This window comes from Bartonella numerosa (assembly GCF_037070845.1).
Lineage (GTDB): Bacteria > Pseudomonadota > Alphaproteobacteria > Rhizobiales > Rhizobiaceae > Bartonella.
Map to the genome: position 1 here is coordinate 1 of NZ_JAYMZI010000001.1, position 25,806 is coordinate 25,806.

Annotated in this window: 22 protein-coding genes and 3 tRNA genes; 4 read left to right on the plus strand and 21 right to left on the minus strand. The window is 42.7% G+C overall.

The genetic code is table 11. The annotated features are described in order from the left end of the window. The 4 genes from WCP75_RS00005 to WCP75_RS00020 all read right to left on the minus strand — a co-directional run. The coding region (locus WCP75_RS00005; protein WP_336276431.1) for a GTP-binding protein at positions 1-126 on the minus strand (126 nt) is incomplete at its 3' end. Beyond that, positions 107-286: a hypothetical protein gene (locus WCP75_RS00010; protein ID WP_336276211.1), complete on the minus strand. Its 180-nt coding sequence runs from the start codon at positions 284-286 to the stop codon at positions 107-109. The genes WCP75_RS00010 and WCP75_RS00005, both read right to left, overlap by 20 nt. A gap of 9 nt (positions 287-295) precedes the next feature. Beyond that, positions 296-369: transfer RNA gene (locus WCP75_RS00015), tRNA-Gly, on the minus strand. A gap of 27 nt (positions 370-396) precedes the next feature. Next, a tRNA-Tyr gene (locus WCP75_RS00020) sits at positions 397-480 on the minus strand. A 204-nt stretch (positions 481-684) separates the two neighbouring features. Between WCP75_RS00020 and WCP75_RS00025 the strand changes: the two genes are divergently transcribed. Then, entirely contained in the window at positions 685-1,515 is an 831-nt protein-coding gene (locus WCP75_RS00025; protein WP_336276212.1) for a TrmH family RNA methyltransferase, read from the plus strand. Here the strand turns inward: WCP75_RS00025 and WCP75_RS00030 are convergent. The 13 genes from WCP75_RS00030 to WCP75_RS00090 form a co-directional block, all read right to left on the minus strand. Next, positions 1,505-2,245, minus strand: a complete 741-nt coding sequence (locus WCP75_RS00030; protein WP_336276213.1) for a rhomboid family intramembrane serine protease — start codon at positions 2,243-2,245, stop codon at positions 1,505-1,507. The genes WCP75_RS00025 and WCP75_RS00030 overlap by 11 nt on opposite strands. A 319-nt stretch (positions 2,246-2,564) precedes the next feature. Then, positions 2,565-2,963, minus strand: a complete 399-nt coding sequence (locus tag WCP75_RS00035) for a DUF2155 domain-containing protein (RefSeq protein ID WP_336276214.1) — start codon at positions 2,961-2,963, stop codon at positions 2,565-2,567. Between the two features lie 85 nt (positions 2,964-3,048). Continuing rightward, positions 3,049-3,447, minus strand: coding sequence for an NADH:ubiquinone oxidoreductase subunit NDUFA12 (locus WCP75_RS00040; protein WP_336276215.1), 399 nt, complete (start codon positions 3,445-3,447; stop codon positions 3,049-3,051). Positions 3,448-3,603: 156 nt separating this feature from the next. Continuing rightward, positions 3,604-5,103, minus strand: a complete 1,500-nt coding sequence (gene gatB / locus WCP75_RS00045; RefSeq protein WP_336276432.1) for an Asp-tRNA(Asn)/Glu-tRNA(Gln) amidotransferase subunit GatB — start codon at positions 5,101-5,103, stop codon at positions 3,604-3,606. A gap of 126 nt (positions 5,104-5,229) precedes the next feature. After that, entirely contained in the window at positions 5,230-6,657 is a 1,428-nt protein-coding gene (gene tig / locus WCP75_RS00050; protein WP_336276216.1) for a trigger factor, read from the minus strand. A 132-nt stretch (positions 6,658-6,789) separates the two neighbouring features. Then, positions 6,790-6,872: transfer RNA gene (locus WCP75_RS00055), tRNA-Leu, on the minus strand. 1,636 nt (positions 6,873-8,508) lie between these two features. Further along, positions 8,509-8,787, minus strand: a complete 279-nt coding sequence (hbs, locus tag WCP75_RS00060) for a non-specific DNA-binding protein Hbs (protein ID WP_336276217.1) — start codon at positions 8,785-8,787, stop codon at positions 8,509-8,511. A gap of 225 nt (positions 8,788-9,012) precedes the next feature. Continuing rightward, on the minus strand, positions 9,013-11,436 hold the full coding sequence (lon, locus tag WCP75_RS00065; protein ID WP_336276218.1) for an endopeptidase La: 2,424 nt from the start codon (positions 11,434-11,436) through the stop codon (positions 9,013-9,015). Positions 11,437-11,618: 182 nt separating this feature from the next. Then, positions 11,619-12,893, minus strand: a complete 1,275-nt coding sequence (clpX, locus tag WCP75_RS00070; RefSeq protein ID WP_336276219.1) for an ATP-dependent Clp protease ATP-binding subunit ClpX — start codon at positions 12,891-12,893, stop codon at positions 11,619-11,621. Between the two features lie 200 nt (positions 12,894-13,093). Continuing rightward, positions 13,094-13,723, minus strand: a complete 630-nt coding sequence (gene clpP / locus WCP75_RS00075; RefSeq protein WP_336276220.1) for an ATP-dependent Clp endopeptidase proteolytic subunit ClpP — start codon at positions 13,721-13,723, stop codon at positions 13,094-13,096. 884 nt (positions 13,724-14,607) lie between these two features. Continuing rightward, positions 14,608-15,984 (minus strand): Trk system potassium transporter TrkA, encoded by a 1,377-nt coding sequence (trkA, locus tag WCP75_RS00080; protein WP_336276221.1) that lies wholly within the window; start codon positions 15,982-15,984, stop codon positions 14,608-14,610. A gap of 3 nt (positions 15,985-15,987) precedes the next feature. Further along, positions 15,988-17,346: a nitrogen assimilation response regulator NtrX gene (gene ntrX, locus WCP75_RS00085; protein ID WP_336276222.1), complete on the minus strand. Its 1,359-nt coding sequence runs from the start codon at positions 17,344-17,346 to the stop codon at positions 15,988-15,990. Position 17,347: 1 nt separating this feature from the next. After that, positions 17,348-19,597 (minus strand): sensor histidine kinase NtrY-like, encoded by a 2,250-nt coding sequence (locus WCP75_RS00090; protein WP_336276223.1) that lies wholly within the window; start codon positions 19,595-19,597, stop codon positions 17,348-17,350. A 184-nt stretch (positions 19,598-19,781) separates the two neighbouring features. Between WCP75_RS00090 and rirA the strand changes: the two genes are divergently transcribed. Genes rirA through WCP75_RS00105 form a run of 3 tightly spaced genes read left to right on the plus strand, consistent with a single transcriptional unit; the run spans position 19,782 to position 21,927 of the window. Next, a complete protein-coding gene (gene rirA / locus WCP75_RS00095; protein ID WP_336276224.1) occupies positions 19,782-20,237 on the plus strand; it encodes an iron-responsive transcriptional regulator RirA in 456 nt (151 codons plus the stop codon). Between the two features lie 13 nt (positions 20,238-20,250). Further along, the gene (locus tag WCP75_RS00100) at positions 20,251-21,441 is read left to right on the plus strand and encodes a bifunctional 2-C-methyl-D-erythritol 4-phosphate cytidylyltransferase/2-C-methyl-D-erythritol 2,4-cyclodiphosphate synthase (protein WP_336276433.1); all 1,191 of its coding nucleotides are present in this window, start codon (positions 20,251-20,253) and stop codon (positions 21,439-21,441) included. Beyond that, entirely contained in the window at positions 21,442-21,927 is a 486-nt protein-coding gene (locus WCP75_RS00105) for a CinA family protein (protein ID WP_336276225.1), read from the plus strand. 73 nt (positions 21,928-22,000) lie between these two features. Here WCP75_RS00105 and WCP75_RS00110 read toward each other — a convergent pair whose 3' ends face one another. The 4 genes from WCP75_RS00110 to lpdA form a co-directional block, all read right to left on the minus strand. Then, positions 22,001-22,183 (minus strand): hypothetical protein, encoded by a 183-nt coding sequence (locus WCP75_RS00110; protein ID WP_336276226.1) that lies wholly within the window; start codon positions 22,181-22,183, stop codon positions 22,001-22,003. Positions 22,184-22,723: 540 nt separating this feature from the next. After that, positions 22,724-23,185, minus strand: a complete 462-nt coding sequence (locus tag WCP75_RS00115; RefSeq protein WP_336276227.1) for a type II toxin-antitoxin system RatA family toxin — start codon at positions 23,183-23,185, stop codon at positions 22,724-22,726. Positions 23,186-23,187: 2 nt separating this feature from the next. Next, positions 23,188-24,150, minus strand: a complete 963-nt coding sequence (gene lipA, locus WCP75_RS00120; protein ID WP_336276228.1) for a lipoyl synthase — start codon at positions 24,148-24,150, stop codon at positions 23,188-23,190. A 67-nt stretch (positions 24,151-24,217) separates the two neighbouring features. Continuing rightward, positions 24,218-25,678 carry a dihydrolipoyl dehydrogenase gene (gene lpdA, locus WCP75_RS00125; RefSeq protein WP_336276229.1) on the minus strand — a complete coding sequence of 487 codons (1,461 nt, stop codon included), beginning with the start codon at positions 25,676-25,678 and terminating at the stop codon, positions 24,218-24,220. Positions 25,679-25,806 lie beyond the last annotated feature (128 nt).

Consider the following 25,806-nt stretch of genomic DNA (forward strand, 5'->3'; position numbering starts at 1 on the left):
ATACGCCTTAAATTCACCAAAATACTTGGTGATCGCCGCAGTCAGAGAGGTCTTCCCATGATCAACGTGACCAATCGTACCAATGTTAACATGCGGCTTCTTACGTTCAAATTTGCTCTTCGCCATTGTCGTCAATCTCTCGTCTTGTACTAACGCCTAAAAAATAGGCCCGCAAAACTAAACCCTGCCGGCTTGATACTCTTAATCCAACGACCACACTTTTAGACGAAAACGCAGCCCAACCCACAATAAAAGGCGCCACTGCATCACAACCACTCGTCGCCACAAACAACTATGGAGCGGGTAGCGGGAATCGAACCCGCATATTCAGCTTGGAAGGCTGCTGCTCTACCATTGAGCTATACCCGCAGAACACGCAAACTCTCCTTCGATAAATGGTGGAGGGGGTTGGATTCGAACCAACGTAGCATACGCAACGGATTTACAGTCCGCCCCCTTTAACCACTCGGGCACCCCTCCATTACATCGACAAATCTGCGCAACGAGATATAATCTACGACTAAAACTCTGACCACCTCATCAATACCAGGCCTGCGGAGCGGTTATGACGATTAGTATCGTATCTGTCAACAAAATAAATACAATTTTACGGATTTTTTCAGGAATAATTAAAAATTATGGTTTTCTATCTGCTTTTATCATTAATAGGTTATAAATAAATACATGAAAGAAAAAATACTCAAACGTTCTCGTTGTGCTCATTTGCATCGCCGGCGCCGCGACGCGGGAAGCTCGTTCCCTTCTCTGACAACGCGCTCGAGACAAAAACTTTCCCCCTTCAAGCAAGAAATGATCCGTCTTTACGGAATTCATTCGGTTTATGCAGCTTTAAAAAACCCAAAAAGAATTTTTGATTGCATCTACATCACACCAAATGCTCTCAAACGACTAAATATGCCAGAATCAGATTTTCCCTGTCCCGTTGCTCTATGCTCACCCAAACAACTCGATATGCTTGTCGGAAATGACGCAGTCCATCAAGGCGTTGTTGCAGAAACTAAACCTCTTGAGCCATGCCAATTATCCGAATTAGCAAATACCGACCTCATCATCGTAATGGATCAAATCACCGATCCACACAATGTCGGTGCTATTATGCGTTCTGCAGTTGCGTTTAACGCCGGCGCACTTGTTACCACCCATCGCCACTCACCTCAAGAAAGTGGCGTCCTCGCTAAAGCGGCCTCTGGAGCTTTGGAATTAATCGATTATATTACCGTACGAAACCTTGCCTCAGCACTTGAAGAACTTCACAAAGCAGATTTTATCAGCTTTGGGCTCGATTCAGAAGGTGATCTACCACTGGAAATAACATTAACAGGACAAAAAATTGCCCTTGTCCTGGGAGCAGAAGGAAGAGGATTGCGCAAAAAAACGCGAGAAACTGTTCATACGTTAGCACGACTCGATATGCCAGGAAGTATTAAATCATTAAACGTCTCTAATGCAGCAACGGTGGCACTTTATGCAGCCCACAAATATCTTAGACCATGATTTTTTCTTTTCTTCGCGAATTATCAAAAAAACGAGCTAACAAAAAACCTGACAAAAGCCCCCCAACGCGCGCTTCCCAAGCTATTTTGGCACTACCATCTTCGAACAAAGAATTAAAAATACCCACGACGAAATTACCAATCAACCACACACCCACATAAACAAACATAGTTCTTGAGCGAGGTTCTTGTTTGATAAACAACAGAGAACGAGAGTGCCTTCCACTCTGCGAACCATAATTAAAATGGGCAGAAAGAAGACCGAAACGTGCCGCAGCGCCCATCATTCCAGAAATTGCGCCTGATGCCCCGACAAGCGACGCTGCACTATCTTGATGCAAGAAAAAGTAGCTTAATGCGGAAACAGCCGCTGTTAAAGCCAAAAAAATCAAAAAGCGAAAATTACCAAAACGGTTCACCAAATAAGATCCGAAAACTAAGAGCCAAGCCATGTTGATAGCAGTATGCTCAAAACTACCGTGCATAAACGAATAGCTAATAACAGTATGAAAAAAAAACAAAGGATCAGCCTTAAATGATACCGGCGTAAAAGAAAAAAGTCCGAAAATTCTACTGTATAATTGGTCAGAAAGAAAGTATCTGGAAATGAAATGAATACAAAAACAAAATATCGCTAAGGCAACTACAACCGACGGCACATCCAACAACCACTCTCTCTGTTGTTTTCCTGACAAAAAACCGCTGCCGTATCGATGATTAGTGTTCCTCATTGCGTAAAATCTACATCATTTTAAACAACCGACAGCCCCCTATGCAGAAAGTAACCAGCAACGCTAGCGCAATCACACTCAGCTTAAACTGACACCGCTGAAAAACTAGACGAAACCCTTATTCTGCCAATAACACAAAAAATCACCGCCCACCCATTGATATATTTCCACAAAAATGGAAAAGCAAAACTGCTCACACACTTACGCATCTCTCATCTACTATCTTTTCAGAAACCGCCGCGAGCGAAGACTCCCCTAATACAAAATAACAACAATGGAGCCCCCAAATTTTAATCATAACGTGCCAAGACCAAAAACCTCACTTGCAATCTTTTAGCCACACATCATAAATGGGATGTTCCACAGCGTTTAAGCCAGGGCTATCTGCAAACATCCACCCTGTGAAAATGCGCTGTATCTCCCTATCCAACGCTACCTCATTAACTTCAACAAAACCAGCTGTACGAGTCGGCTCATCCTTAGAACTCGTATAGCATGCCCGCGCTGTCACCTGCAAAGCACCATATTGATAAACTTCACCGAGAGAAACTTCAAAACGGGTGGTCCGGCCAGTGATCTTATCAAGCCCCGCAAAAACTGCAATCCCATTGCTAACACGCCCAGCCCTCCCCAAACCAGACGAAGACAAAGCCGCCACAATTCCTATAAAACAAACACACCATGCGCGCTTTAATCCTGAAGGGACACAAAAACTCATAACACTAAACCAATCGCACCAAAAAATACCGTCTCTACTATAATTTATAAAAAAAATAAAAAACACCCTGGACCACGAAAATACTTTACGTCTCTGGCGACCATGCGCTGTAATCCTCATGCACACAAGAACGCTCACCACCGCGAGCAATCGATCCTTTTGGACGATAAGCCGCGCTCGTCCCCGTCATATTTGCAACGTAAATCTTCTCCCACTCATATGGCTGATACATCTCCTGCGTAGGAGGTACATCGCAACGATGATGAATCCAGCCATGCCAGCCCGGCGGAATAGTAGAGGCTTCAGAGTAATCTTTGTAAATCACCCAACGACGCGGATAACCATCCTTGTGACGGCCCCCTTCATAATAAATATTACCAAACTGGTCCTTTCCTATACATCTACCCTTGCGCCACGTAAAAAAGCGCGTACCCACGGTATTACCATTCCACCACGTAAAAACCTGCTTAAAGAAAACAATCATACCCTATTCCATCCTCAAAGCGCACACCAAAACAATCAGAATTGTACAAACATCGTCGAACGAAAGCATCCTCCCCCACAACCCTAGCCTCCCCTCAACAAAAAGAAGACAGCGTATTCACAAACGCCCAATCCCTCTTAAAATAACAACATTGGGTCAGTCTATACCGAGCTTTTCCTTGATCAACTCATTGACAATCCGAGGATTTGCCTTACCAGCAGTAGCTTTTATCACTTGTCCAACGAACCAACCTACCAAGGCAGGCTTCTTTTTTGCTTGCTCAACTTTATCGGAATTACCAGCAACAACCTCATCGACAACTTTCTCAATGGCTTCTATATCCGTCACCTGCCTCATATTGCGCTTTTCTACCACCTGACGAGGATCACCACCCTCACTCCAAATAATCTCAAATAGATCTTTGGCGATTTTTCCGGATACAGCCCCCTCTTTTATAAGATCAATGATACATCCCAATTGATCCGGCGTCACTGGCGCATCTTTAATCTCACGATTACCTTTATTTAAAGCCCCAAGAAAATCATTAATAACCCAATTAGCTACCATTTTTTCATCACGACCACGCGCAACTTCTTCAAAATAATCAGCGATAGCCTTCTCCGTCACAAGAATGGAAGCATCATATGCGGTCAACCCCATATCATCAATGAAACGCCTCCTTTTCTCATCAGGCAATTCAGGCAATTCCGCCGCCAAAGCGTCCACAAATGCTTGATCAAGTTCCAACGGCAAAAGATCAGGATCTGGAAAATAACGGTAATCATGCGCCTCTTCCTTTGAACGCATAGACCGTGTCTCACCTCTGGCAGCATCAAACAACCGCGTCTCTTGATCTATGACACCACCATCTTCCAGAATAGAAATTTGACGCCGCGCCTCATAATCAATCGCCTGACCAATAAACCGAATAGAGTTAACATTCTTAATTTCACAGCGTGTACCAAATTTTTGACCAGGACGACGAACCGACACATTGATGTCCGCGCGCATAGAACCTTCATCCATATTACCGTCACAAGTATTCAGATAACGAACGATTGCTCGTAGCTTTGTCATATATGCCTTTGCTTCATCAGACGAGCGCATATCTGGCTTAGACACAATTTCCATGAGTGCTACACCGGAACGATTAAGATCAACAAACGACATTGTCGGATGCTGATCATGCATCAACTTTCCGGCATCCTGCTCAAGATGCAGTCTTTCAATTCCAATTTCAATATCCTCAAATTGGGCACTTGAATCCGGACGGACCGATATAACGACCTTCCCTTCGCCAACTATCGGATGCCGAAACTGCGAAATTTGGTATCCTTGTGGTAAATCTGGATAAAAATAATTCTTACGATCAAAAACAGACTTCAGATTAATATTAGCCCTTAACCCTAAACCAGTGCGAACTGCCTGACGAACACATTCCTGATTAACGACAGGAAGCATGCCGGGCATAGCCGCATCAATAAGAGATACATGGCTGTTTGGCTCAGCACCGAACCCAGTCGATGCCCCTGAAAAAAGCTTCGAATCCGACACAATTTGCGCATGGACCTCCACGCCAATGACAACCTCCCACTCACCTGTGCTTCCAGAAATTAAACGCCTAGAATCAGGAACACGCGTATCAATGATCTCCATTGCCAATCCATCACAAACATTAAAAAACACACCAAATGGCCAATCTAAAAGACGCAGCGACCACGAGCCCACAGCATAATCTAAACAAAAAGCCAATCCTTACCGGCAACACTCTCAACGCAAATATTAACTTTTTTTAGACATCTTCTTTTTGGCCGATTTTTTTTCTGCACTTTTTCCCTTCACCGTAGATTTTTTCTTTTCCGACTTGGACTCAGCACAACCCAATTCGCCATCTTCCTTCATCAGTTCTTCGACCGTCACTTCTTTATCTACAACTTTTATCCGTTCCAACAAATAGTCGATAACCTTTTCTTCAAAAATTGGAGCACGCAACCCCGCAACGGCCTCCGGGCTTTTGTTGAAAAAATCCATCATTTCTCTTTCTCGTCCAGGATATTGTCGAACCTGGTCAAAAATTGCCGCCTTTAACTCATCATCACTTACTTGGACACCAACCTTCATCCCAATTTCAGAAAGCACCAGACCAAGGCGAACACGACGCCGTGCAAGCACGCGGTACTCCTCCCGCGCCTGCTCTTCAGTAACCCCCTCATCTTCAAAACCTTTGCCAGCTTCCTTTAAATCTCTATTAATCTGAGACCATATGTTATTAAACTCAATTTCCAGAAGCCCTTCAGGTATCTCAAAACTATAATCGGCATCTAAAGCATCAAGGATCTGGCGCTTAATTTTCTGACGTACCACCACTCCATATTGACTTTCAACTTGCCCGCGCACAACCTCACGCAATCGATCTAGAGACTCCAAACCAAGCTTTTTTGCCGATTCATCATCAATCCTCAAATCATCTGGTTTAGAGACAGCTTTGACAGTGACATCAAACTCCGCATTCTTAGCAGCTAAATGCGCAGCACTATAATCATCAGGAAACTTAACAGAAATCGTCTTAACATCCCCAGCCTTTGCTCCAACTAACTGTTCCTCAAAACCTGGGATAAACTGCCTCGACCCTAAAATCAACTTTGCATCACTGCTGGCCCCTCCCTCAAATGGAACACCATCAATTTTGCCCAAATAATCCACCTCAATGCGATCCCCCTCTTCAGCAGGACCACTTTTAGGAGAATAATTGCGCGTAGAAGCTAGAACACGCTCCACTTGCTCATCAACCTCTTGTTCAGGAACAGCCACAACCTCACGAACAACCTCGATATGGTCAAAATCTTTAATTTCAAAACTTGGCAAAATTTCATATTTCAAACTGAAAACAAAATCGGTTTTACCGTCCAGAATTTTTTCATCTTCATCCATATCAACTTGCGGCTGCATTGCCGAACGTTCATTACGGTCAGCCAAAACAGAACGGGGAGCATCGCTGAGAATCTCATTCAGAATTTCCGCCATGAAAGACTTACCATACATTTTTCGCAAGTACCCAGTAGGAACCTTACCAGGGCGAAAACCATTAATTCTGACTTTTCCCTTTGTATCATCTAACCGTTCATTCAGTCTTTCCTCTAGATCCCTCGCCGGAACCACGATCTTAATTTCGCGCTTCAGTCCTTCATTAAGCGTCTCGGTAACCTGCATCAAACAACCTTCATATATCTAAGGAGAGGGAAAAAAACCCGCTCTGGTAACAACTGCATTTCAACACTCAAGTGTCAAACTATATAAAACAAACTTCAAAATATACCGAAGTCCATCACATCAAAAAAACACTGGTGCGGATGGAGGGACTCGAACCCCCACGGTCTCCCGCCAGAACCTAAATCTGGTGCGTCTACCAATTTCGCCACATCCGCTCAAATTTGCAAACCAATAACATTATACAAGCGGCGTTTCTATACCATTAATTCAAGAAAAAAAGCAAATAAATATATAAAAAAGCCAAACACGCACCTCTTTTACGAATTAATTAAAATCAAATTCGCGCTTTTTTGAAAGAGAGTACTCCCGCTAAAAGCAGATCACGTTGATTTCAATTTTCCAATCCACATCACCTGGAGCAATGACGAAAACAACGAGAAAAAATACCAAACTGCTGAACTCAAGATTCCCTATCTTATGCACAAACGTAACAAAAAAACTTCTGCCCATAAAACGAATGAGCCCAAAAACTGACCTATCCCGCCCCCTCTACCCTGATGCCTCATAAACAAGCGAAATTACGTGTATCAACAAGGGACCTTTTTTAAAGTACACCGACTATTAACCATGAAGAGTTGAAAATGTCATAAAAGCTTAAAAATCTCCCTATCAGCTATCATCAGAACAAAAACACGAAAATCTAAAAACTTTCCGAAAATTTGCATTATATCGCCACTATCGCTGTCCCTCTATCCCGTAAAACCCGCTTAAGCTTAATCAGTACAAGTATTAACCTCACTGAAACAAAACCGGCCCCGCAAAAAACAAGAAAGAACTGTTCTGATCTGCATTTTCGAAGAAGGGTAATGAAATTCACATAAAAATTCAAACATTGAAAATAACAAAAAATACAATTCAGAAAATCAAGAAAAAAATTATATCTTTTCAAAAACTTACAAAAAATCGTAGAAAAATAATCCCATTCAACCACATCGGAATCAACCAACGCCCTCACCACCGCCCAGCTCCACTAGAGAAGCGAACTCAGAAACACTTACTTAAGCGCATTTTTTCAAATAACGAAACAAAATACAGAAAATGGATCAGCATTTTCAGGAGAAATTCCAAAGCCTTGCAGGACTGTCGTTACAACCCCTCCCGAACTTACCGATATTTCCAATGAAACACCTCGTTTTTAAAAATTAAAATCACATTTCGCTGGGAAAACTCAATGGCACAAAGGACGCACAAAAACACCCACAACAGAAACCCCAGAGGACACGGGTTACCTTTTTAAATGTAGGCTGCAGCGCCCCCTTAACCACTACGAACCACAACATTCTTGAATGTTTCAAAAAAAACAACCAACGGACGAAAAAAATCAGTCCCTAGTCATCCATACATCCTAATTCCTGAAAACTTATACCACTCACCACTTTACTCGATGGACTTACTCAATGAACAAACCCCGCTTCCACAGTACCGCCCCCCAGAGTCCTTATATCGACGTAACATCATCCCGCAAAAACCAACAAACACCAATTGTGCTATCACAGGACCCGACAAACAACGCAAAATCAAAAAAAACCCCGACATTGTGGGATGACGATTCTTAAATACCTACCCTCAACTGATCAACCACAATTCAAAACCAGCAATTTCTGCTGTTACAAAAAACCTCAGCTCAGAAAAATACGCACCAACCGCACGCAAAAAAAAGCACAAAAACCCCCTTGATACCACCCACGATACTTGAATCAGAACCTTTTAGAACTTTAAAGCTAAAGCACGCGAGATAACCCCGGAAAAAACCCGCTTATCAATAAATCGGGTTTTTTAGTGCGACCTAAATTATTTCTTGTTAACAGCTTCTTTAAGGCTTTTCCCTGCAGAAAACTTAGGCACTGATCGAGCTGGAATATCAATCTCAGCACCGGTTGAAGGATTACGCCCCTTTGTTGCAGCACGATGAGAAACTTCAAAAGAACCAAAACCCGGAAGGCGAACATCATCTCCAGAAGCCAAAGCTTCTGTCACGGAATCAATAAAAGCATCAACCATAGAACCAGCATGCGCTTTCGAAATACCTGTCTTTTCGGCAACAGAGCTAACCAATTCACTTTTATTCATTGAACATTTCCTTTCCCTATATTATTGGATGACATGACCTCACCACACCGACCAGTTTATTTAAAAGTACAGCAAACAGAAGTCTTATTTTTACCCAGATCATTGTTTTTTTGGCAAAAATCATAGTTATTCACGGTTTTTTTCACTTTTTGCAACCAAAGAAAGACGGCGAACAGAAAATAAGCTCTACGACTTCTAAAAGCACGATCACAACTATACGATGAATCAATGAGCAATCTGCATCCCCCCGTTATCGCTCTCTGTCCCGACGCCTGCAGTCACCGCAGGAGACTCTATCCACTCAATAGCCTCAGGAAACCGAACTAAAGCGTGCTCAAGAACCTCACTGACGTGACTAACCGGAATGATCTCCATATTGTTTTTAACATCATCAGGAATTTCTATCAAATCTTTTGCATTTTCCTCAGGAATAAGCACCTTTTTTATACCTCCTCTGAGAGCTGCAAGGAGCTTTTCCTTCAGACCACCAATCGGCAAAACGCGCCCACGGAGAGTAATTTCTCCAGTCATTGCAATATCTTTATGTACAGCTATCCCAGTCAACACCGAAACGATCGCCGTAACCATCGCAATCCCAGCGGATGGACCATCCTTCGGCGTAGCCCCCTCTGGAACGTGCACATGAATATCACGTTTATCAAAAAGCGGAGGCTCTATACCAAAATCAACAGCACGAAAACGCACATAAGACGCCGCCGCAGAGATTGACTCCTTCATAATATCACGTAAATTCCCCGTGACAGTCATCTTGCCTTTACCTGGCATAACAACACCTTCGATAGTCAACAATTCCCCGCCAACTTCAGTCCACGCAAGCCCAGTAACAACACCAACCTGGCTTTCCCCTTCGATTTGTCCAAACCGATAACGCCTAGTGCCCAAAAAATCACCGACGTTATCTTCTGTAATTCTCACAGACTTCTGACGAGTCTTAAAAATCTTTGTTACTGACTTACGCGCCATCTTCATCAATTCACGCTCAAGACTGCGAACTCCAGCCTCACGCGTGTAAAATTGAATAATCGATCTGACGGCATCATCAGAGACACTAAACTCTTTTTTAGATAAACAGTGATCCTTCAACGCCTTCGGAAAAAGATGCCGCTTAAAGATCTCCATCTTTTCACATTCAGTGTAACCAGCAATACGAATAATCTCCATCCGGTCCATTAACGGTCCTGGAATATTAAGCGTATTTGCCGTCGCGATAAACATCACATCAGAGAGATCGTACTCTACCTCCAGATAATGGTCAATAAACGCACCATTTTGCTCAGGATCAAGCACCTCCAATAAAGCCGACGAAGGGTCCCCACGAAAATCTTGTCCCATTTTATCAATTTCATCGAGCAGAAAAAGCGGATTTGATCTTTTTGCCTTTTTCATGGACTGAACAATTTTACCAGGCATAGATCCAATATAAGTACGACGATGCCCGCGAATCTCTGCTTCATCTCGCACCCCGCCTAACGATACACGGACGTATTCACGACCCGTTGCTTTCGCAATAGAACGTGCAAGGGATGTCTTTCCAACACCGGGAGGACCCAACAAACAAATGATAGGACCTTTTATCTTTGAAGCCCGACTTTGTACTGCCAAATATTCAATAATCCGCTCCTTAACTTTACCGAGACCAAAATGTTCATTGTCCATTATTTTTTCAGCAAAGTCCAAATCATTCTTAATTTTTGACTTCTTGCCCCAAGGTATCGCCAGAAGCCAATCAAGATAATTACGCACGACCGTCGCCTCTGCAGACATAGGTGACATATTGCGTAATTTTTTCAGCTCCGCACCAGCCTTCTCACGAGCCTCTTTTGAAAATTTAGTTTTAGCGATGCGTTCCTCTAATTCAGACAATTCATCGCGGCTATCATCACCTGCACCCAATTCTTTCTGAATGGCCTTCATCTGCTCGTTGAGATAATATTCTCGTTGGTTTTTTTCCATTTGGCGCTTAACATGCGAACGAATACGCTTTTCAACTTGCAAAACAGAAATTTCCCCTTCCATGAATGACAAAATACGCTTGAGACGACCACGTATAGGCAGCAAAGCTAGCATTTCCTGTTTCTCTCCAAGCTTGATCACCAAATGCGAGGCGATGGTGTCGGCGAGCTTAGAGGGGTCATCAATCTGGCTGATTGCATTAACAACCTCAGGAGAAATTTTCTTATTAAGCTTTACATAATTTTCGAAGTAGGTAATCACGGACCGAGAAAGAGCCTTAATCTCAACAACATCCTCCTGTGGCTCCTCTGGGAAAATTGCAAACGCTTGATGATAGTCATCGTTTTCAGTAAATCGGCTAATCTTTGCACGAGCTGTACCTTCGACCAAAACCTTTACGGTTCCATCCGGAAGCTTTAGAAATTGGAGCACATTAGCAAACGTACCGATATCGTAAATATCCTCCGACTTAGGATCATCATCGGAAGCGTTTTTTTGCGTAACCAGCAATATCTGTTTATCGGCCTCCATTGCCCTCTCAAGAGCGCGAATCGACTTCTCTCGCCCTACAAAAAGTGGCACGATCATATGCGGAAAAACAACAATATCGCGAAGAGGTAAAACAGCGTAAAGTTCCCCTTTTATCTCGCTTGCCTTTTCATCAATATACTGCATAACTTTCCTTTCTGGAGCCTACGACCTGCACTAACACACAAACCCACCTTTATAAGACCTTCCAATCTTTCACAACATGCAAAATGACAGCTGCAAGATACAAGGCGAGAATCATATGCCTAAAACATCCAAAACACCCACTTCTGAACGACATCTACCGCAACCCTCTATACCTAATAATATCATGCCGATACATTTTCTTTATCTTCAGCACACTCAGAATAAAGGTAAAGAGGGCGAGCCTTCCCATCAACAACATCACTCGAAATCACAACTTTTTGAACACCCTCAAGAGCAGGTAACTCAAACATTGTCTCAAGCAGTATCTTTTCCATGATTGAACGTAAACCGCGCGCGCCTGTTTTCCGCTCGATAGCCTTCTTGGCAATAACCCGTAGAGCATCTTCATGAAACACCAATTCAACATTCTCCATCTCAAAAAGGCGCTGATACTGCTTCACCAACGCATTTTTCGGCTGCGACAAAATTTGAACTAGCGCGTTAACATCCAAATCTTCCAAAGTAGCCACAATAGGAAGACGGCCGATAAATTCCGGTATCAAACCAAACTTTATAAGATCTTCGGGCTCTAGATCGCGAAAAATCTCGCCAACACAACGCTCATCAGGCGCCTTAACGGTAGCAGAAAAACCAATAGAAGTCTTCTCTCCACGCCCAGAAATAATCCGCTCCAGACCCGCAAAAGCGCCCCCACAAATAAATAAGATATTTGTCGTATCAACCTGAAGAAACTCCTGCTGCGGATGTTTGCGCCCTCCCTGCGGAGGAACCGAAGCTACCGTTCCTTCCATAATTTTTAATAGCGCCTGCTGAACACCCTCCCCTGAAACATCTCTTGTGATGGAGGGATTTTCCGCTTTACGGGAAATTTTATCAACCTCATCGATATAAACAATACCACGCTGAGCACGCTCAACATTGTAATCAGCCGCTTGCAAAAGCTTTAAAATGATGTTTTCAACGTCCTCACCGACATAACCCGCCTCAGTCAACGTAGTCGCATCAGCCATAGTAAAAGGAACATCAATAATACGTGCCAATGTTTGCGCTAAATAGGTTTTGCCGCATCCCGTTGGACCAACAAGGAGAATATTGGACTTTGCCAATTCGATATCATCACTCTTGGACTGATGCGCAAGCCGCTTATAATGGTTATGGACAGCAACAGAAAGAACGCGCTTCGCGTGCCGCTGACCAATAACGTAATCATCGAGAACCGTTATAATCTCCTGTGGAGTAGGAACACCGTCACGCGCCTTAACCCCAGAAGACTTATTTTCTTCACGAATAATGTCCATGCAAAGCTCCACGCATTCATCACAGATGAACACTGTAGGACCTGCAATGAGCTTACGCACCTCATGCTGACTCTTGCCGCAGAACGAGCAATAGAGAGTATTCTTCGATTCGCTCCCGCTATTGCCAATTTTGCTCATCTCACTTTCCTTTCACCACGATATATGAAGACTTCGTCTTTTCAAAGGAAGTTTTTCATAATAACAACCATAAAAAACTCAAAACACCACGCATCGTACATCACAATAACTTAAGCATTTTTTACCACTCATTATACCTTCAAATTATATCTCCAAGAAACCTCTTATCTAAAGCAGCCACTCCTTCCAAGAGCAAGACCTTAATCTTCTCCCTTTTCAGTCTCTGTACGATATTGTATAACACTATCAACCAAACCAAATTGCTTTGATTCTTCTGCTGTCATGAAATGGTCACGATCAAGAGTTCTCTCGATAACGTCATATTCCTGCCCCGTATGTTGAACATAAATTTCGTTTAAACGTTGCTTCATCTTTATAATATCCTGAGCATGCCGCTCAATATCTGAGGCTTGACCCTGAAAACCACCTGATGGCTGGTGCACCATAATACGCGCATTTGGCAATGCAAAGCGGCGGCCCCTCGCTCCAGCAGTTAAGAGTAACGATCCCATAGATGCTGCCTGCCCCATGCAAAGCGTAGAAACAGGAGGACGGATGAATTGCATGGTATCATAAATTGCCATGCCAGACGTCACAACACCACCCGGAGAGTTAATATAGATACTGATTTCCTTTTTGGGATTTTCTGCTTCCAAAAAAAGCAATTGCGCGCAAACAAGCATCGCCATACCATCTTCGACAGGACCATTAATAAAAACGATCCGCTCCTTTAAAAGACGAGAAAAAATATCATAAGCCCGCTCGCCACGATTAGTCTGTTCGACAACCATGGGAACAAGACTTAACGCTGTTTCTATCGAATCATTCATACTTTCACTTCCACTAACTGTGATAATTGGCCCTACATGTCCAATATATTCACCCCTAAACTACAAAAGTCCCTTACACGAACCACACTAAATCTGTTTAAACAAAGCTAAAACTGCATTAGTTAAAATAACCATAACAACCATACCTAAACAAATTACGAGAAAAAAAAATGCAGAACACCACTCACCGAACGAAAAAACTCTCCTCGATACCCACCGAACAATGTTTACTCTTCTGCTCACATAAAGCCCCAATAAATCGCGCTACAACGAACAATACAGTACAAAAAACCGAATGAAAAATGTATTCAACTTTTTGCCTAGTTCAACAACAATATTTCTTTTCCTTAAAATTCATAAAGATAAAATTTATTAGTCACGAAAAACTACCGACACCCGCGCCCTACAAAAAATCGGCACTTTCTTCCATTCCACTCGTAAGTACCTATTTGTGCTTGCCCCCACAACACCCACACAGCCCAAAAACAAGATTATAGGATGGAAAACAAAATGCACACACCCCCTCACGGGGTATTTTTAACAAACAAAACCCCGCCTTCATCTCATAAAAACACTTAACTAGGTAAACATCTGTTTCTAATCAACCACTCTATTAATATTTCATCAATATAACACTAAAAAATCTAAAAATTAGACGATTATAGACTCTTTTAAACATTAAATTGACAAAATTAAGACACAGAATCAGCAAGAGTGATTCGGATTCCTATACCATAGCGCAAACAAATACGCGAATTTCCCAGCACTTAGCTGAAAAATTTTATGCTTTTTCTAATCACGGTCGTTGGAGAAAAATACGGCCAGCCTCGTAGTTAACCTATATCAACTACTGTGTCTAAATATGTGAATACCGTGGAAAACACTCAAAAATACTCGAGACTCACCCGAAATAATTGCTCAACATCATGAACACTATCAGCGAGAGAAAAAATCACTATTCGATCTCCAGGTAAGATGCGCGTGTTCGCGGAGAGTTGTATTATCGTTCTATTGCGATAAATCGCACCAATCCTCAAACCATCCGATAAATTCAGCTCTGACAACGTCTTACCAACCAATGAGGATGTTTGCATCGCTTCAGCCTCAATAATTTCTGCCTGACCATTAAAAACTGAATGAACAGCCCGAATACGGCCACGACGCATTTGTTGTAAAATTTTTGATATGGTAACGCTATGAGGATTAAGATATGCATCTACACCAACCGCACGGCTAAACTCTTGATAAGCGACATTATTAATTAACACCATATTAGCCTTACACCCTAGTCTTTTGGCAATAATAGCGCTCAAAAGATTGACCTGATCCTGATTAGTTAACGTAATCATTAAATCAGCCTGGCCTATTTTAGCATCTTGGAGGATTACTGGATCTAGCACATTACCATACAAAACAGTTGTCCTCTCGAGTTGATCAGCAATTATTAGCGCCCTCTCCCTTTGCGATTCTATAATTTTCAGCTTTGATTTATGTACGCGTTTTTCAATAGCCTGAGCAACATAAAGACCAATATGCCCACCCCCTGCAATGACCATGCGATGCGCATCTTGCTCTTTTTGACCAAAAAGCCCAACCGCACGGCGCATCTGATCACGAGCAGCAACAAGATAAGTCACATCACCAACGCGTAATTGTGTATCCGAATGTGCAATTAATAATTCCGACCCACGCTTTATAGCAGTAACTGTCGTACGAAGATCCGGAAAAAGTTCCGTCAACCGACGCAAAGGTGTATTAATAACCGGACAATCTTCCATACACTCTAAAGCCAACGCAACGATATCATCATTACAAAAATAAAGGACATCTATTGCACCAGGTAAAGAAATGCGACGTAAAACCATTTCACCAACTTCAATCTCTGGAGAAATAACCATATCGATAGGAATATTTTCTCTAGAAAAGAGAGTCTTGTAATATGATTCTAAATAAGATTGTGAACGAATACGGGCTATCTTAGTTGGAATATTAAATAACGAATGCGCCACTTGACAGGCAACCATATTAACTTCATCAAATAAAGTCACTGCAATTAGCATATCAGCTTTATCCGCACCTGCAGCTAAAAGCACCTCGGGCCGCGAGCCATGGCCAACTAATCCTCTGACATCCAACGTATCGCAAATTTTTTTAATTAATCTCGTTTCAATATCAATAACAGTAACATCGTGGTTCTCGGCAGCAAGACGCTCTGCTATCCCATAACCGACCTGTCCAGCTCCACAAATGATAACGCGCATAACCTACGAAACCCCAAGTGCCTTTAATTTACGATGCAAAGCCGAACGCTCCATTCCTATGAATTCAGCTGTACGCGATATATTTCCACCCAAACGCCCAATTTGCGCCGCCAAATACTTTTTTTCAAACAATTCCCGCGCTTCACGCAAAGGTAAATTCATTATATTTTCATCTGCATCCATTTGAAGGCGAGGAAACGAATCACTCATCTCAGAAGGAAGACTCTTTGCTGTTATTGGATCATCGCCATCACGAACAAGAATAAGAAGACGCTCAATATTATTGCGTAACTGTCTCACATTACCTGGCCAAGCATGCGTTTGAAAAATGGCCATAACATCATCGCTGATTTCACGCGGCTTAATACCAACTTGTTGAGATATCACTTTAACAAAATGACGCACCAATTCTGGAATATCTTCACGACGTGCGGAAAGCGATGGAACAGAAACAGGAACAACCGAAAGACGATGAAAAAGGTCTTCCCTAAAGCATCCATCAGCGATAAGATTTTCAAGATTCTGTGCCGTTGAAGAAATTACACGAACATCCACTTTAACACGCTTTGTACCACCAACTCGTTCAAATGCCTGACCCGTTAAGACCCGAAGAATTTTGCTTTGAGTTTCACGCGACATATCAGCAACTTCATCGAGATACAATGTCCCTCCGTGAGCTTCTTCTAACGCACCAATCTTGCGCTCCCCTCCTTCCATTTCGTTACCAAACAACTCTATCTCCATTCTTTCTGGAGTGATCATGGCTGCATTGATCACGACGAACGGCCCATTAGAACGCGCTGAAAGTGCGTGAATAGCGCGTGCCACCATTTCTTTTCCCGCACCAGAAGGGCCAGTAATCATGATGCGGCTATTGGTCGGTGCAACCTTTTCCACGGTTTGGCGCAAATGCTTCATAGCGGACGATGTACCGAGCAATTCTTGAGTTTCATTTGAGCGTTTACGCAATTCTAAAAGCTCACGTTTTAATTTCGAATTCTCAAGAGTCCGTTCAGCAACCAACACAAGCCTGTCAGCTTTAAAAGGTTTTTCGATAAAATCATACGCACCCCGCTTTATAGCGGAAACAGCCGTTTCAATATTACCATGACCAGAAATCATAACCACCGGAAGAGCAGGATATCGCGTTTTTATTTCATCAAGCAACGCCAATCCATCGAGACGACTTCCCTGTAACCAAACATCCAAAAAAATCAGCTTTGGAACACGTTCATTAATTTGTGCCAGCGCTTCATCAGAATTACATGCAACGCGTGTTTCATAGCCATCATCATCTAAAATACCAGCAACAAGCTCACGAATATCCGCTTCATCATCAACAATTAAGATATCTGACACCATCTCATTCCCCTATTTTATAATCTGTGACTTGTTCGACACCACCTTGTTCAGCCACATCAACCGAAAACACTAAACGGATCATCGCACCACGACCTTCATGAAAGTTCTTCGGCGCATCATGCAGTTCCATATAACCACCATGATCTTCAATAACTTTTCGCACAATAGCCAATCCAAGCCCTGTCCCCTTCTCTCGCGTTGTTATATAAGGTTCTAATAGTTTTTGTCGTTGCTCTTTAGGAAGTCCTTTACCGTTATCAATGACATCCACAACTAAAGCCCCGTCTTCACGGTAAGAACGAACCAAAATATGGCCGCGAATGCCCTCTTCTCGCATCACGGAATCGATGGACTCGCTTGCATTTTTGATAACATTGCAAAAAGCCTGGACAATAAGACGATTATCAAATTCGCCCATAAGAGGCATATTTCCTAAATCTTGCTCAAAATCAATATCATGCCGAGCAACTTCTATCAAGAAACATGCTTCACGCAGCAATCCTCGTATATCTAAAACACGCATCCGCGGTTTGGGCATGCGAGCAAAAGAAGAAAACTCATCGACCATACGCCCAATATCTCCAACTTGTCGGATGATCGTATCAATGCACCGTTCAAAGACCTCTCGATCCTGTGTAATAGCTTTGTCGTAACGTTTGCGAATACGCTCAGCAGATAACTGAATAGGTGTCAGTGGATTTTTAATTTCATGCGCAATGCGGCGCGCAATATCCGCCCACGCGGATGAACGCTGTGCCTCAACAAGATCCGTAATATCATCAATTGTCAAAACCCAAGACTGCCTTTGTCCATCATCTTCTTCCATCGTAATTCGCACGTTACAAACGCGCTCTTTCCCAGCAACACTCAGAGTCACTTGCTCACGGTGATTCTTACGACCTAGTGAGCGCGTAAAATTAAAAACCTGCCAAATTTCAGAACTTAATGACAAAAGACTTTGTCCAATAACTTGCTCAGAACGAATACCAAACATCGCTTCAATAGACCGGTTTATAATCGTAATATCACCGCTAGAATCAATCCCAGCGACACCTGCCGTCACACCAGACAAAACGGCCTCAGAAAAACGCCTCCTCTCATCAATCTGATCGCGAACTGCAATCAATTCATTGCGTCTACCCTTTAGCTCACTCACCATGTAATTGAAAGTTTTTGATAACTGCCCAATATCTCCATCCCTAGCACGTACTGGTACAAAAACCTCCATATTCCCGGCTGCAACATCATCAGCAGCACCAATAAGAAGACGAATGGGACGCACTAAGCGATCAGCCACACCGATGCCAGTCCAAATAGCCGACAGAAATAAACTTAAAAAAAGACATAAATAGAGCACACCAAAGGCGATTTGCGTCGGCAAACGATTTTCATTCAAATCATGATAACGATCTGTATTAACTTCCGTTAGGCGCAGAGCAGATAGAACATCTTTATTGATGTCGCGAACCAAATACAAAAATGTATTTGGTATATTGGTAAATTTTAAAATAATACCAAAATAATCATGAACTCCCGGCTGAAAAGAAAAAGGACTCGTTCTTGTTGCCCGCTCAATAAGACTAGGTGGCGGGATGGGCAATTCACTTTCATCTCCAAGATCACTTGATATAAAAACAGTCCCGCTTGAACTTAGCAAAAATGCACCACGGAGATTGCGCCCTGCGGCATGACGAGTCAACTGCATTCTATATTCAGCTGGATTACGCTCTAGAAGCTTTTTATTATCAAGTGCGAACGCCATAGTGTAAGATAAATTTTTTAAATTTTGGAGCATTTCATCCGCGTACGCATTTGCCAAATCAATGGAAGAGCCTACGATTTGCCGCGTTGTCGTATCAAACCACCGGTCAAGTCCTAAATTAAGCGCAGGACCTGATACGAGAGCTATAGCGACAGCTGGCATGGTTGCCACAAGTGCGAATAATGAAATAAGGCGCACATGTAAACGTGATCCGGCACGCCTCGAACGCCACGCGCGAACGATAGGGATCATTTCGTAGAGAACGATGATCACAAGCCCCAAAACCCAAACACTATTAACCCCTATAAGGATCAGTGTTATATCTCTACTGGGAACGACAGGAGTTAATCCAATAAGAATGATAAATGAAACAGAAGCTGTCAGCAAAGCCAACACGATAATCGTTATACCCAAAAATGTGTACACTTTACTCAAGCGATACTGCTCATTGTCACAATCTTGAAAATTTGTCGCAGATGTTGTGTTCATGATTAGCTCACGTTATCCTGTATTACAACCATCATATAATTCCTCGTGATAAAAATTGACAATACCAATACCGCGTTTTAAATGCACTTGACTTGACAATTAAAGTTCCAGCACTTCTTGAAATGTTTTTTGAAATGTTTTCAAATCAAAGTGCGCTCGGTAGAGCTTTAATATAGGAGGTGAAATGCGATTAACGAAACAGACAAATTATGCCCTTCGAATGCTCATGTATTGTGCGGATAATCAAGAATCTCTGAATCGTGTTCCAGAAATTGCCGAAGCGTACGCTATCTCTGAACTTTTTTTGTTCAAAATCCTCCAACCACTCGTTGAAGCAGGATTCATACAAACAGTACGAGGGCGCAATGGCGGTGTTAAGCTGGCAAAACCCGCTGCAGAAATTTCTGTAGCTGATGTCATAAGAGTAACGGAAGATAATTTTTCCATGGCAGAATGTTTTGATGCTGAGGAAACTAGCTGCCCATTAGTAAATTTCTGCGGTCTAAATGCCACCCTAAAAAAAGCATTAAATGCTTTTTTTGATGTTTTGTCAGTAACATCTCTTGCTGACCTACAACAGATATCTTTTCAAAACCAAAGAAAATTAATGATCGAAAGGCAACCAGCTAAAATAATATGAAAGGAAATTAAGCATTTCTATTGCAGCCATAATACTGGCCGCTGGACGCGGCGAAAGAGCAAAATCTTCGCAAAAAATTCCGAAACAGTATCGGCTTTTAGGACAAGAGCCGGTTGTCTCCCATGCTGTGCGTTGTTTTTTGAAACACCCTGCAATCACAACCACCATCCTCGTCATTCATCCAGAGGATTACCGAATTTGCGAACAAGCTATAGGTGATTTGAAAGAGCAGCTCATCATCATTGAAGGGGGCGATACACGCCAAATATCTACTTTATGCGGGCTGCAAGCACTTAAAAATACAAGACCTCAATATGTTCATATTCACGATGGTGCACGTCCCTTTATCGAAAAGCAACTTCTTGATAAAATCCACACCACTGTCAATCATGAGGAAGGTGTTCTTCCCGTTATTTCCGTCTCTGACACCCTTAAACGTGTTAATCAAGAACAGCGTGTTATTGAAACAATCTCGCGTAAAAATCTTTATAATGCACAGACTCCACAATGCTTTCCATTTGAACGCATTTTGGCCGCCCATGAACGAGCAAAGAAAGTCTGTATGGAGGAATTCACTGATGATTCTGCAATTGCCGAATGGTTTGGTATTCCTATGCGCACCATCCCTGGAAGTCCTAATAACATCAAGATTACATGGCAGGAAGATTTTAAAACTGCGCATTGCTATCTTCAAAAAAAAACGAAAATATTCCCCGACATCCGCACCGGAAATGGTTATGATGTCCATCCTTTCGAGGAAGGAAATCACGTTACGCTGTGCGGTATAAAAATTCCTTTTCACAAAAAATTGAGCGGGCATTCAGATGCTGATGTTTCTCTTCACGCACTAACAGATGCCCTTCTCGCAACTCAAGGAGCGGGGGATATCGGCACCCACTTTCCTCCCTCCGACCCTCAGTGGAAAAATGCATTATCAGAAACTTTTTTGCAACACGCTCTCAATATTGTCAAACAAGCAGGTGGTCGTATCACAAATATCGACATCACGCTAATTGCTGAAAACCCAAAAATTGGGCCTTATCACAATAAAATGGTGGAAAATCTTGTGAATATACTCAAAATTTCACCTAATCGAATATCCATAAAAGCAACAACAAATGAAAAACTTGGATTCATCGGTCGTGAAGAAGGCATCGCTGCCCTTGCAACAGCCACTGTCCTTTATCCGGGAGATATCTACTAAATGACATATTTTTTTGAAGAGCAAACGCGTGCGATCCTTGCAACCTGTCGCAAAAAGAGTTTTCGTTTAACAACCGTTGAATCTTGTACAGGAGGCCTTATTGCTTCCAATCTTACCAATATCGCAGGATCATCAGATGTATTTGACTGCGGATTCGTCGTTTATTCTAATGAATCTAAGATACGCCTCGTTGGTGTATGTGCCGAATTGATAAAAACATACGGTGCAGTTTCTAAAGAAGTCGCCATTGCAATGGCAGAAGGCGGATTAAAGTACTCACAAGCTGAAATCGCGATTTCTGTAACAGGAATTGCTGGACCAGGGGGAACCCCAAATAAACCAGTGGGTCTTGTACACCTTGCGGTTGCCCGCAAAAATCATAAAACTCGACACACGAAAATGCACTTCGGAAACCTCGACCGCCACATCATCCGCCATGCAACTGTCGAAAATGCCCTAAAAATGACCTTAGAATCTCTCCAGTAATGTTTCTGTCAGTCCACTTTCCAAATTTCACTCCAAAACGACTATAACAAGTAAGCTCCAATTTTTTTGTAATCTACAATGACTTTCGTAAAAAATACACTAAAATGAGCCCATACAGTAAGCGAGGAAACGATATTATAGCACAAATAACCAATAATACATCGTGCTCCCACGGACCTCTGAGAGGCCGTTTAACGCCAGAAATTTCAAAATTTCTACAAACCTCACCACCTCCCGTACCGCCAAAATTTGGCATTACCACGAGCATAGATACCGCTGTAAAGATGAGAAATACCGTAAGCCGCCAACCATTATAAGACAATCAAAACATTCCGTATAATAACAAGTCGTGCCTCTCCTTAATTCTATCCGACTGCCTAGGTTCACAGTTTTTTATCTAAAATTTTCGGGAATTTTGAGCTTTAATGGCGCGCCACCACTCATTGCTGCAGCAATTATATTTTCCCCATTCTCTCTGCGGAAAGAAACATTATCAATTGCCTGCTAACTCGCTTTACTCTGTCAATGAAGAACACTCCAAAACCCAAAACTAAGTAGGAAATTCAACCTTGAACCGCCCCACCCTACTGAAAAGAGAGTACCCCTAAACAGCATAAAGAAAATACGGAAACTCCCGCAAAAAAACCAAAAAAATAGCAGAACATCCTTAAGAATGAGCCCTCTTATTTTCTATGCAACAAAAACTATCCTCTTACACGAATTCTGCAAACTGTACACATCAAGTAAAGTTACCTTTATTAAAATGGCATTTATCATCGCAATAAATTCAACAGAATCAATCCTCTGGAAAACCATAAATTTTATGAGCACGCACCTCAAAAGCGTCGGTAAATTTACGAAACGCAACATCAAACATCGCCCCCACCACAAGACCTAACATTTTATTTTTAAATTCGTAATCGATGAAAAATTCCACGTCACATACATTCTTGTCCCCGATATTGTGAAATGCCCAGCGATTTTCAAGATATTTGAATGGACCATCAATATATCGGACTTCTATGAGGCTCTCCTCCGGCTGAAGGAACACTTGAGTCGTAAAAGTTTCTCGAATAACCTTGTAGCCGACAGTCATATCAGCAAGAAGCAATGTCTTTTCTCCATATTTTTTCCGAGATCGTACCGTTAGAGCCTCACACATCGGTAAAAACTCAGGATAGAGTTCAATATCTGAAACGAGATCAAACATTTCATTGGCACTATGGGCAATTTGCCGATGTGTCGTAAAGGTCGGCATAATTATCTCTGTAAGGAAAATTTTTCGTCACGCGCTTTCTGCAAAATTCTGAAATCATCTCCCGCATGATGAGATGAACGCGTTAGAGGGTTGGAGGACATATGCAAAAAGCCTTTGACTTTACCAATTTTGGCAAAAGATTCAAACTCCTCGGGAGGCACAAAACGAATAACCGGATGATGCTTCCGCGTAGGCTGCAAATATTGCCCAATCGTCATGAAATCAACATCAGCAGAACGTAGATCATCCATTAACTGGAGAATCTCGTTCCTTTCTTCGCCCAAGCCAACCATAATGCCTGATTTCGTAAAAATCGTGGGATCGAGCTCTTTAGCGCGCTGCAGTAAGCGAATTGAATGAAAATAGCGCGCTCCGGGGCGAACCTTCAAATATTTAGATGGAACTGTTTCTAAATTGTGATTAAAAACATCCGGCTTAGCAGCAACAACAGTCTCTAAGGCACCGTCTTTATGGCGAAAGTCAGGTGTGAGAACCTCAATTGTTGTCTTTGGCGCTTTACAGCGGATAGCGTAAATAACCTTTGCAAAATGCTGCGCACCTCCATCAGCAAGATCATCCCGATCGACAGACGTAATTACGACATGCTTCAGTTCCATTTGAGCAACAGCATCCGCAACGCGCTCTGGCTCATCATTATCAACGGCAACCGGAATCCCCGTCGCAACATTGCAAAAAGCACAAGCCCGCGTACATATCTCACCCAAAATCATAAAACTAGCATGCCTTTGGCTCCAACATTCACCGATATTCGGGCAACCCGCTTCTTCACATACAGTCACCAATTTATTAGTGCGAACAATATCATGTGTTTTCTTGTACACTTGCGACGTTGGCGCTTTCACGCGAATCCAATCCGGCTTTTTTTGAACACTTGTATCCGGACGATGCGCTTTTTCAGGATGACGCAAACGCCTATTCGTGACCCTATCAACAACCGTAACCATCTAAGCCTCTACCTTGTAGATACAGAACGTCGACGAAAAATATAAAATTTTTCATGAGATACAGCCATTAAGCATTTAAAACTTGACCATAAGCATCCAGCACACTCTCTTTCATCATCTCCGATAATGTCGGATGTGGAAAGACAGTACGCATCAATTCCTCCTCAGTTGTTTCGAGATTCATGGCAATAACAAATCCTTGAACTAACTCCGTTACTTCTGTCCCTACCATATGCGCACCCAGAAGCTGCCCTGTTTTTTTATCAAAAATGGTCTTTACCACCCCTTGATCTTCTCCCAAAGCGATGGCCTTTCCATTAGCAGAAAATGAATAACGACCAACGCGTATATCATACCCAGCTTCTTTAGCCGCTTCTTCCGAAAGTCCCACAGAAGCAACTTGCGGCATACAATACGTACATCCCGGGATTTTTCTCTTATCGAGCGGATGGACACCCTTTAAGCCAGCAAGCCTTTCAATACATACGACTCCCTCTTCTTCTGCTTTATGCGCCAACATAGGAGGACCAGCTACATCACCAATGGCATAAATACCTTTTATACCCGTCCAACCCCATTCATCGGTTGTAACACACCCACGATCAATGTTTACGCCCAGCATTTCTAATCCGAGATTCTCGGTGTTACCCTGAACCCCAACAGCCAAAATCAATCTCTCAGCCGCAATCACTTCCGTCGTACCTTTAATATCAACGCGAGCAGTAACAGAATCGGAAGCTTTTTTAACCTCCGTAATCTTTGCCTCAGTAAGAATTTTTATACCTCTTTTCTCAAGTTGTTTGCGAGCAAATTCCGAAATTTCAGCATCCTCAGCAGGCATGACACGAGGTAACATCTCGACAACCGTTACTTCTGACCCCATATGATGATAAAAAGAGGCAAATTCAATACCAATCGCCCCAGACCCGACCACTAAAAGCGATTTTGGTATTTTGCGCGGGACCATCGCCTCAAAATAGGTCCAAATAAGCTTACCGTCTGGCTCGACCCCAGGGAGAGAGCGAGGGCGTGCGCCGGTTGCGATGATTATATTCTTCGCATTGTAAGTACCCGGTCCCAGCGTCCCCTTAGGTACCGGATTCTGTGGTTGCATAACGAGTTTTGACGATGGCGAAACCACAATTTCCGCAGGGTGACTTCCCTCAACCGCTCTGCTAAGCTTCGCTTCTCCCCAAATGATATCAATTTTGTTTTTTTTCATAAGAAAGCCGACACCAGCATTTAAACGCGCCGAAACTCCGCGCGAACGCTCTACAACATCTTTAACGCTCGCCTCAACAGAGCCATCAAGCTTTAAGCCATAATCTTTTGCATTTTCAGCAAAATGCTTTATTTCTGCCGAGCGCAGAAGCGCCTTTGTCGGAATACACCCCCAATTTAAACAAATCCCACCCAAGTGCTCGCGCTCAACAACTGCAGTTTTAAAACCGCACTGCGCCGCGCGAATTGCAGCCACATATCCGCCAGGTCCCGAGCCAATCACAATTACATCATAAAGATTCGCCACAGTTATTCCTCCGTTAACACACTAAAGCAGAAACACACTTTCTTAGCTTAAAATTTGGCACTAACGCAAACGCAGTCGCCTCGTGTCTCCTGTCTGAGCTAGAAGTGGATACTCTCGCTGCACTAAAA

Excerpts from the sequence above, each read along its gene's own strand:
- WCP75_RS00115 (WP_336276227.1), bottom strand. The coding sequence starts at position 23,185 with ATGCCGACCTTTACGACACATCGGCAAATTGCCCATAGTGCCAATGAA.
- lon (WP_336276218.1), bottom strand. The coding sequence starts at position 11,436 with ATGCAGTATATTGATGAAAAGGCAAGCGAGATAAAAGGGGAACTTTAC.
- WCP75_RS00030 (WP_336276213.1), bottom strand. The coding sequence starts at position 2,245 with ATGAGGAACACTAATCATCGATACGGCAGCGGTTTTTTGTCAGGAAAA.
- WCP75_RS00110 (WP_336276226.1), bottom strand. The coding sequence starts at position 22,183 with ATGCCAAATTTTGGCGGTACGGGAGGTGGTGAGGTTTGTAGAAATTTT.
- WCP75_RS00035 (WP_336276214.1), bottom strand. The coding sequence starts at position 2,963 with ATGAGTTTTTGTGTCCCTTCAGGATTAAAGCGCGCATGGTGTGTTTGT.
- clpP (WP_336276220.1), bottom strand. The coding sequence starts at position 13,723 with ATGAATGATTCGATAGAAACAGCGTTAAGTCTTGTTCCCATGGTTGTC.
- ntrX (WP_336276222.1), bottom strand. The coding sequence starts at position 17,346 with ATGGTGTCAGATATCTTAATTGTTGATGATGAAGCGGATATTCGTGAG.
- rirA (WP_336276224.1), top strand. The coding sequence starts at position 19,782 with ATGCGATTAACGAAACAGACAAATTATGCCCTTCGAATGCTCATGTAT.
- WCP75_RS00025 (WP_336276212.1), top strand. The coding sequence starts at position 685 with ATGAAAGAAAAAATACTCAAACGTTCTCGTTGTGCTCATTTGCATCGC.
- clpX (WP_336276219.1), bottom strand. The coding sequence starts at position 12,893 with ATGAGCAAAATTGGCAATAGCGGGAGCGAATCGAAGAATACTCTCTAT.
- WCP75_RS00090 (WP_336276223.1), bottom strand. The coding sequence starts at position 19,597 with ATGAACACAACATCTGCGACAAATTTTCAAGATTGTGACAATGAGCAG.
- lipA (WP_336276228.1), bottom strand. The coding sequence starts at position 24,150 with ATGGTTACGGTTGTTGATAGGGTCACGAATAGGCGTTTGCGTCATCCT.
- trkA (WP_336276221.1), bottom strand. The coding sequence starts at position 15,984 with ATGCGCGTTATCATTTGTGGAGCTGGACAGGTCGGTTATGGGATAGCA.
- WCP75_RS00040 (WP_336276215.1), bottom strand. The coding sequence starts at position 3,447 with ATGATTGTTTTCTTTAAGCAGGTTTTTACGTGGTGGAATGGTAATACC.
- WCP75_RS00105 (WP_336276225.1), top strand. The coding sequence starts at position 21,442 with ATGACATATTTTTTTGAAGAGCAAACGCGTGCGATCCTTGCAACCTGT.
- gatB (WP_336276432.1), bottom strand. The coding sequence starts at position 5,103 with ATGGAGATCATTGATACGCGTGTTCCTGATTCTAGGCGTTTAATTTCT.
- tig (WP_336276216.1), bottom strand. The coding sequence starts at position 6,657 with ATGCAGGTTACCGAGACGCTTAATGAAGGACTGAAGCGCGAAATTAAG.
- hbs (WP_336276217.1), bottom strand. The coding sequence starts at position 8,787 with ATGAATAAAAGTGAATTGGTTAGCTCTGTTGCCGAAAAGACAGGTATT.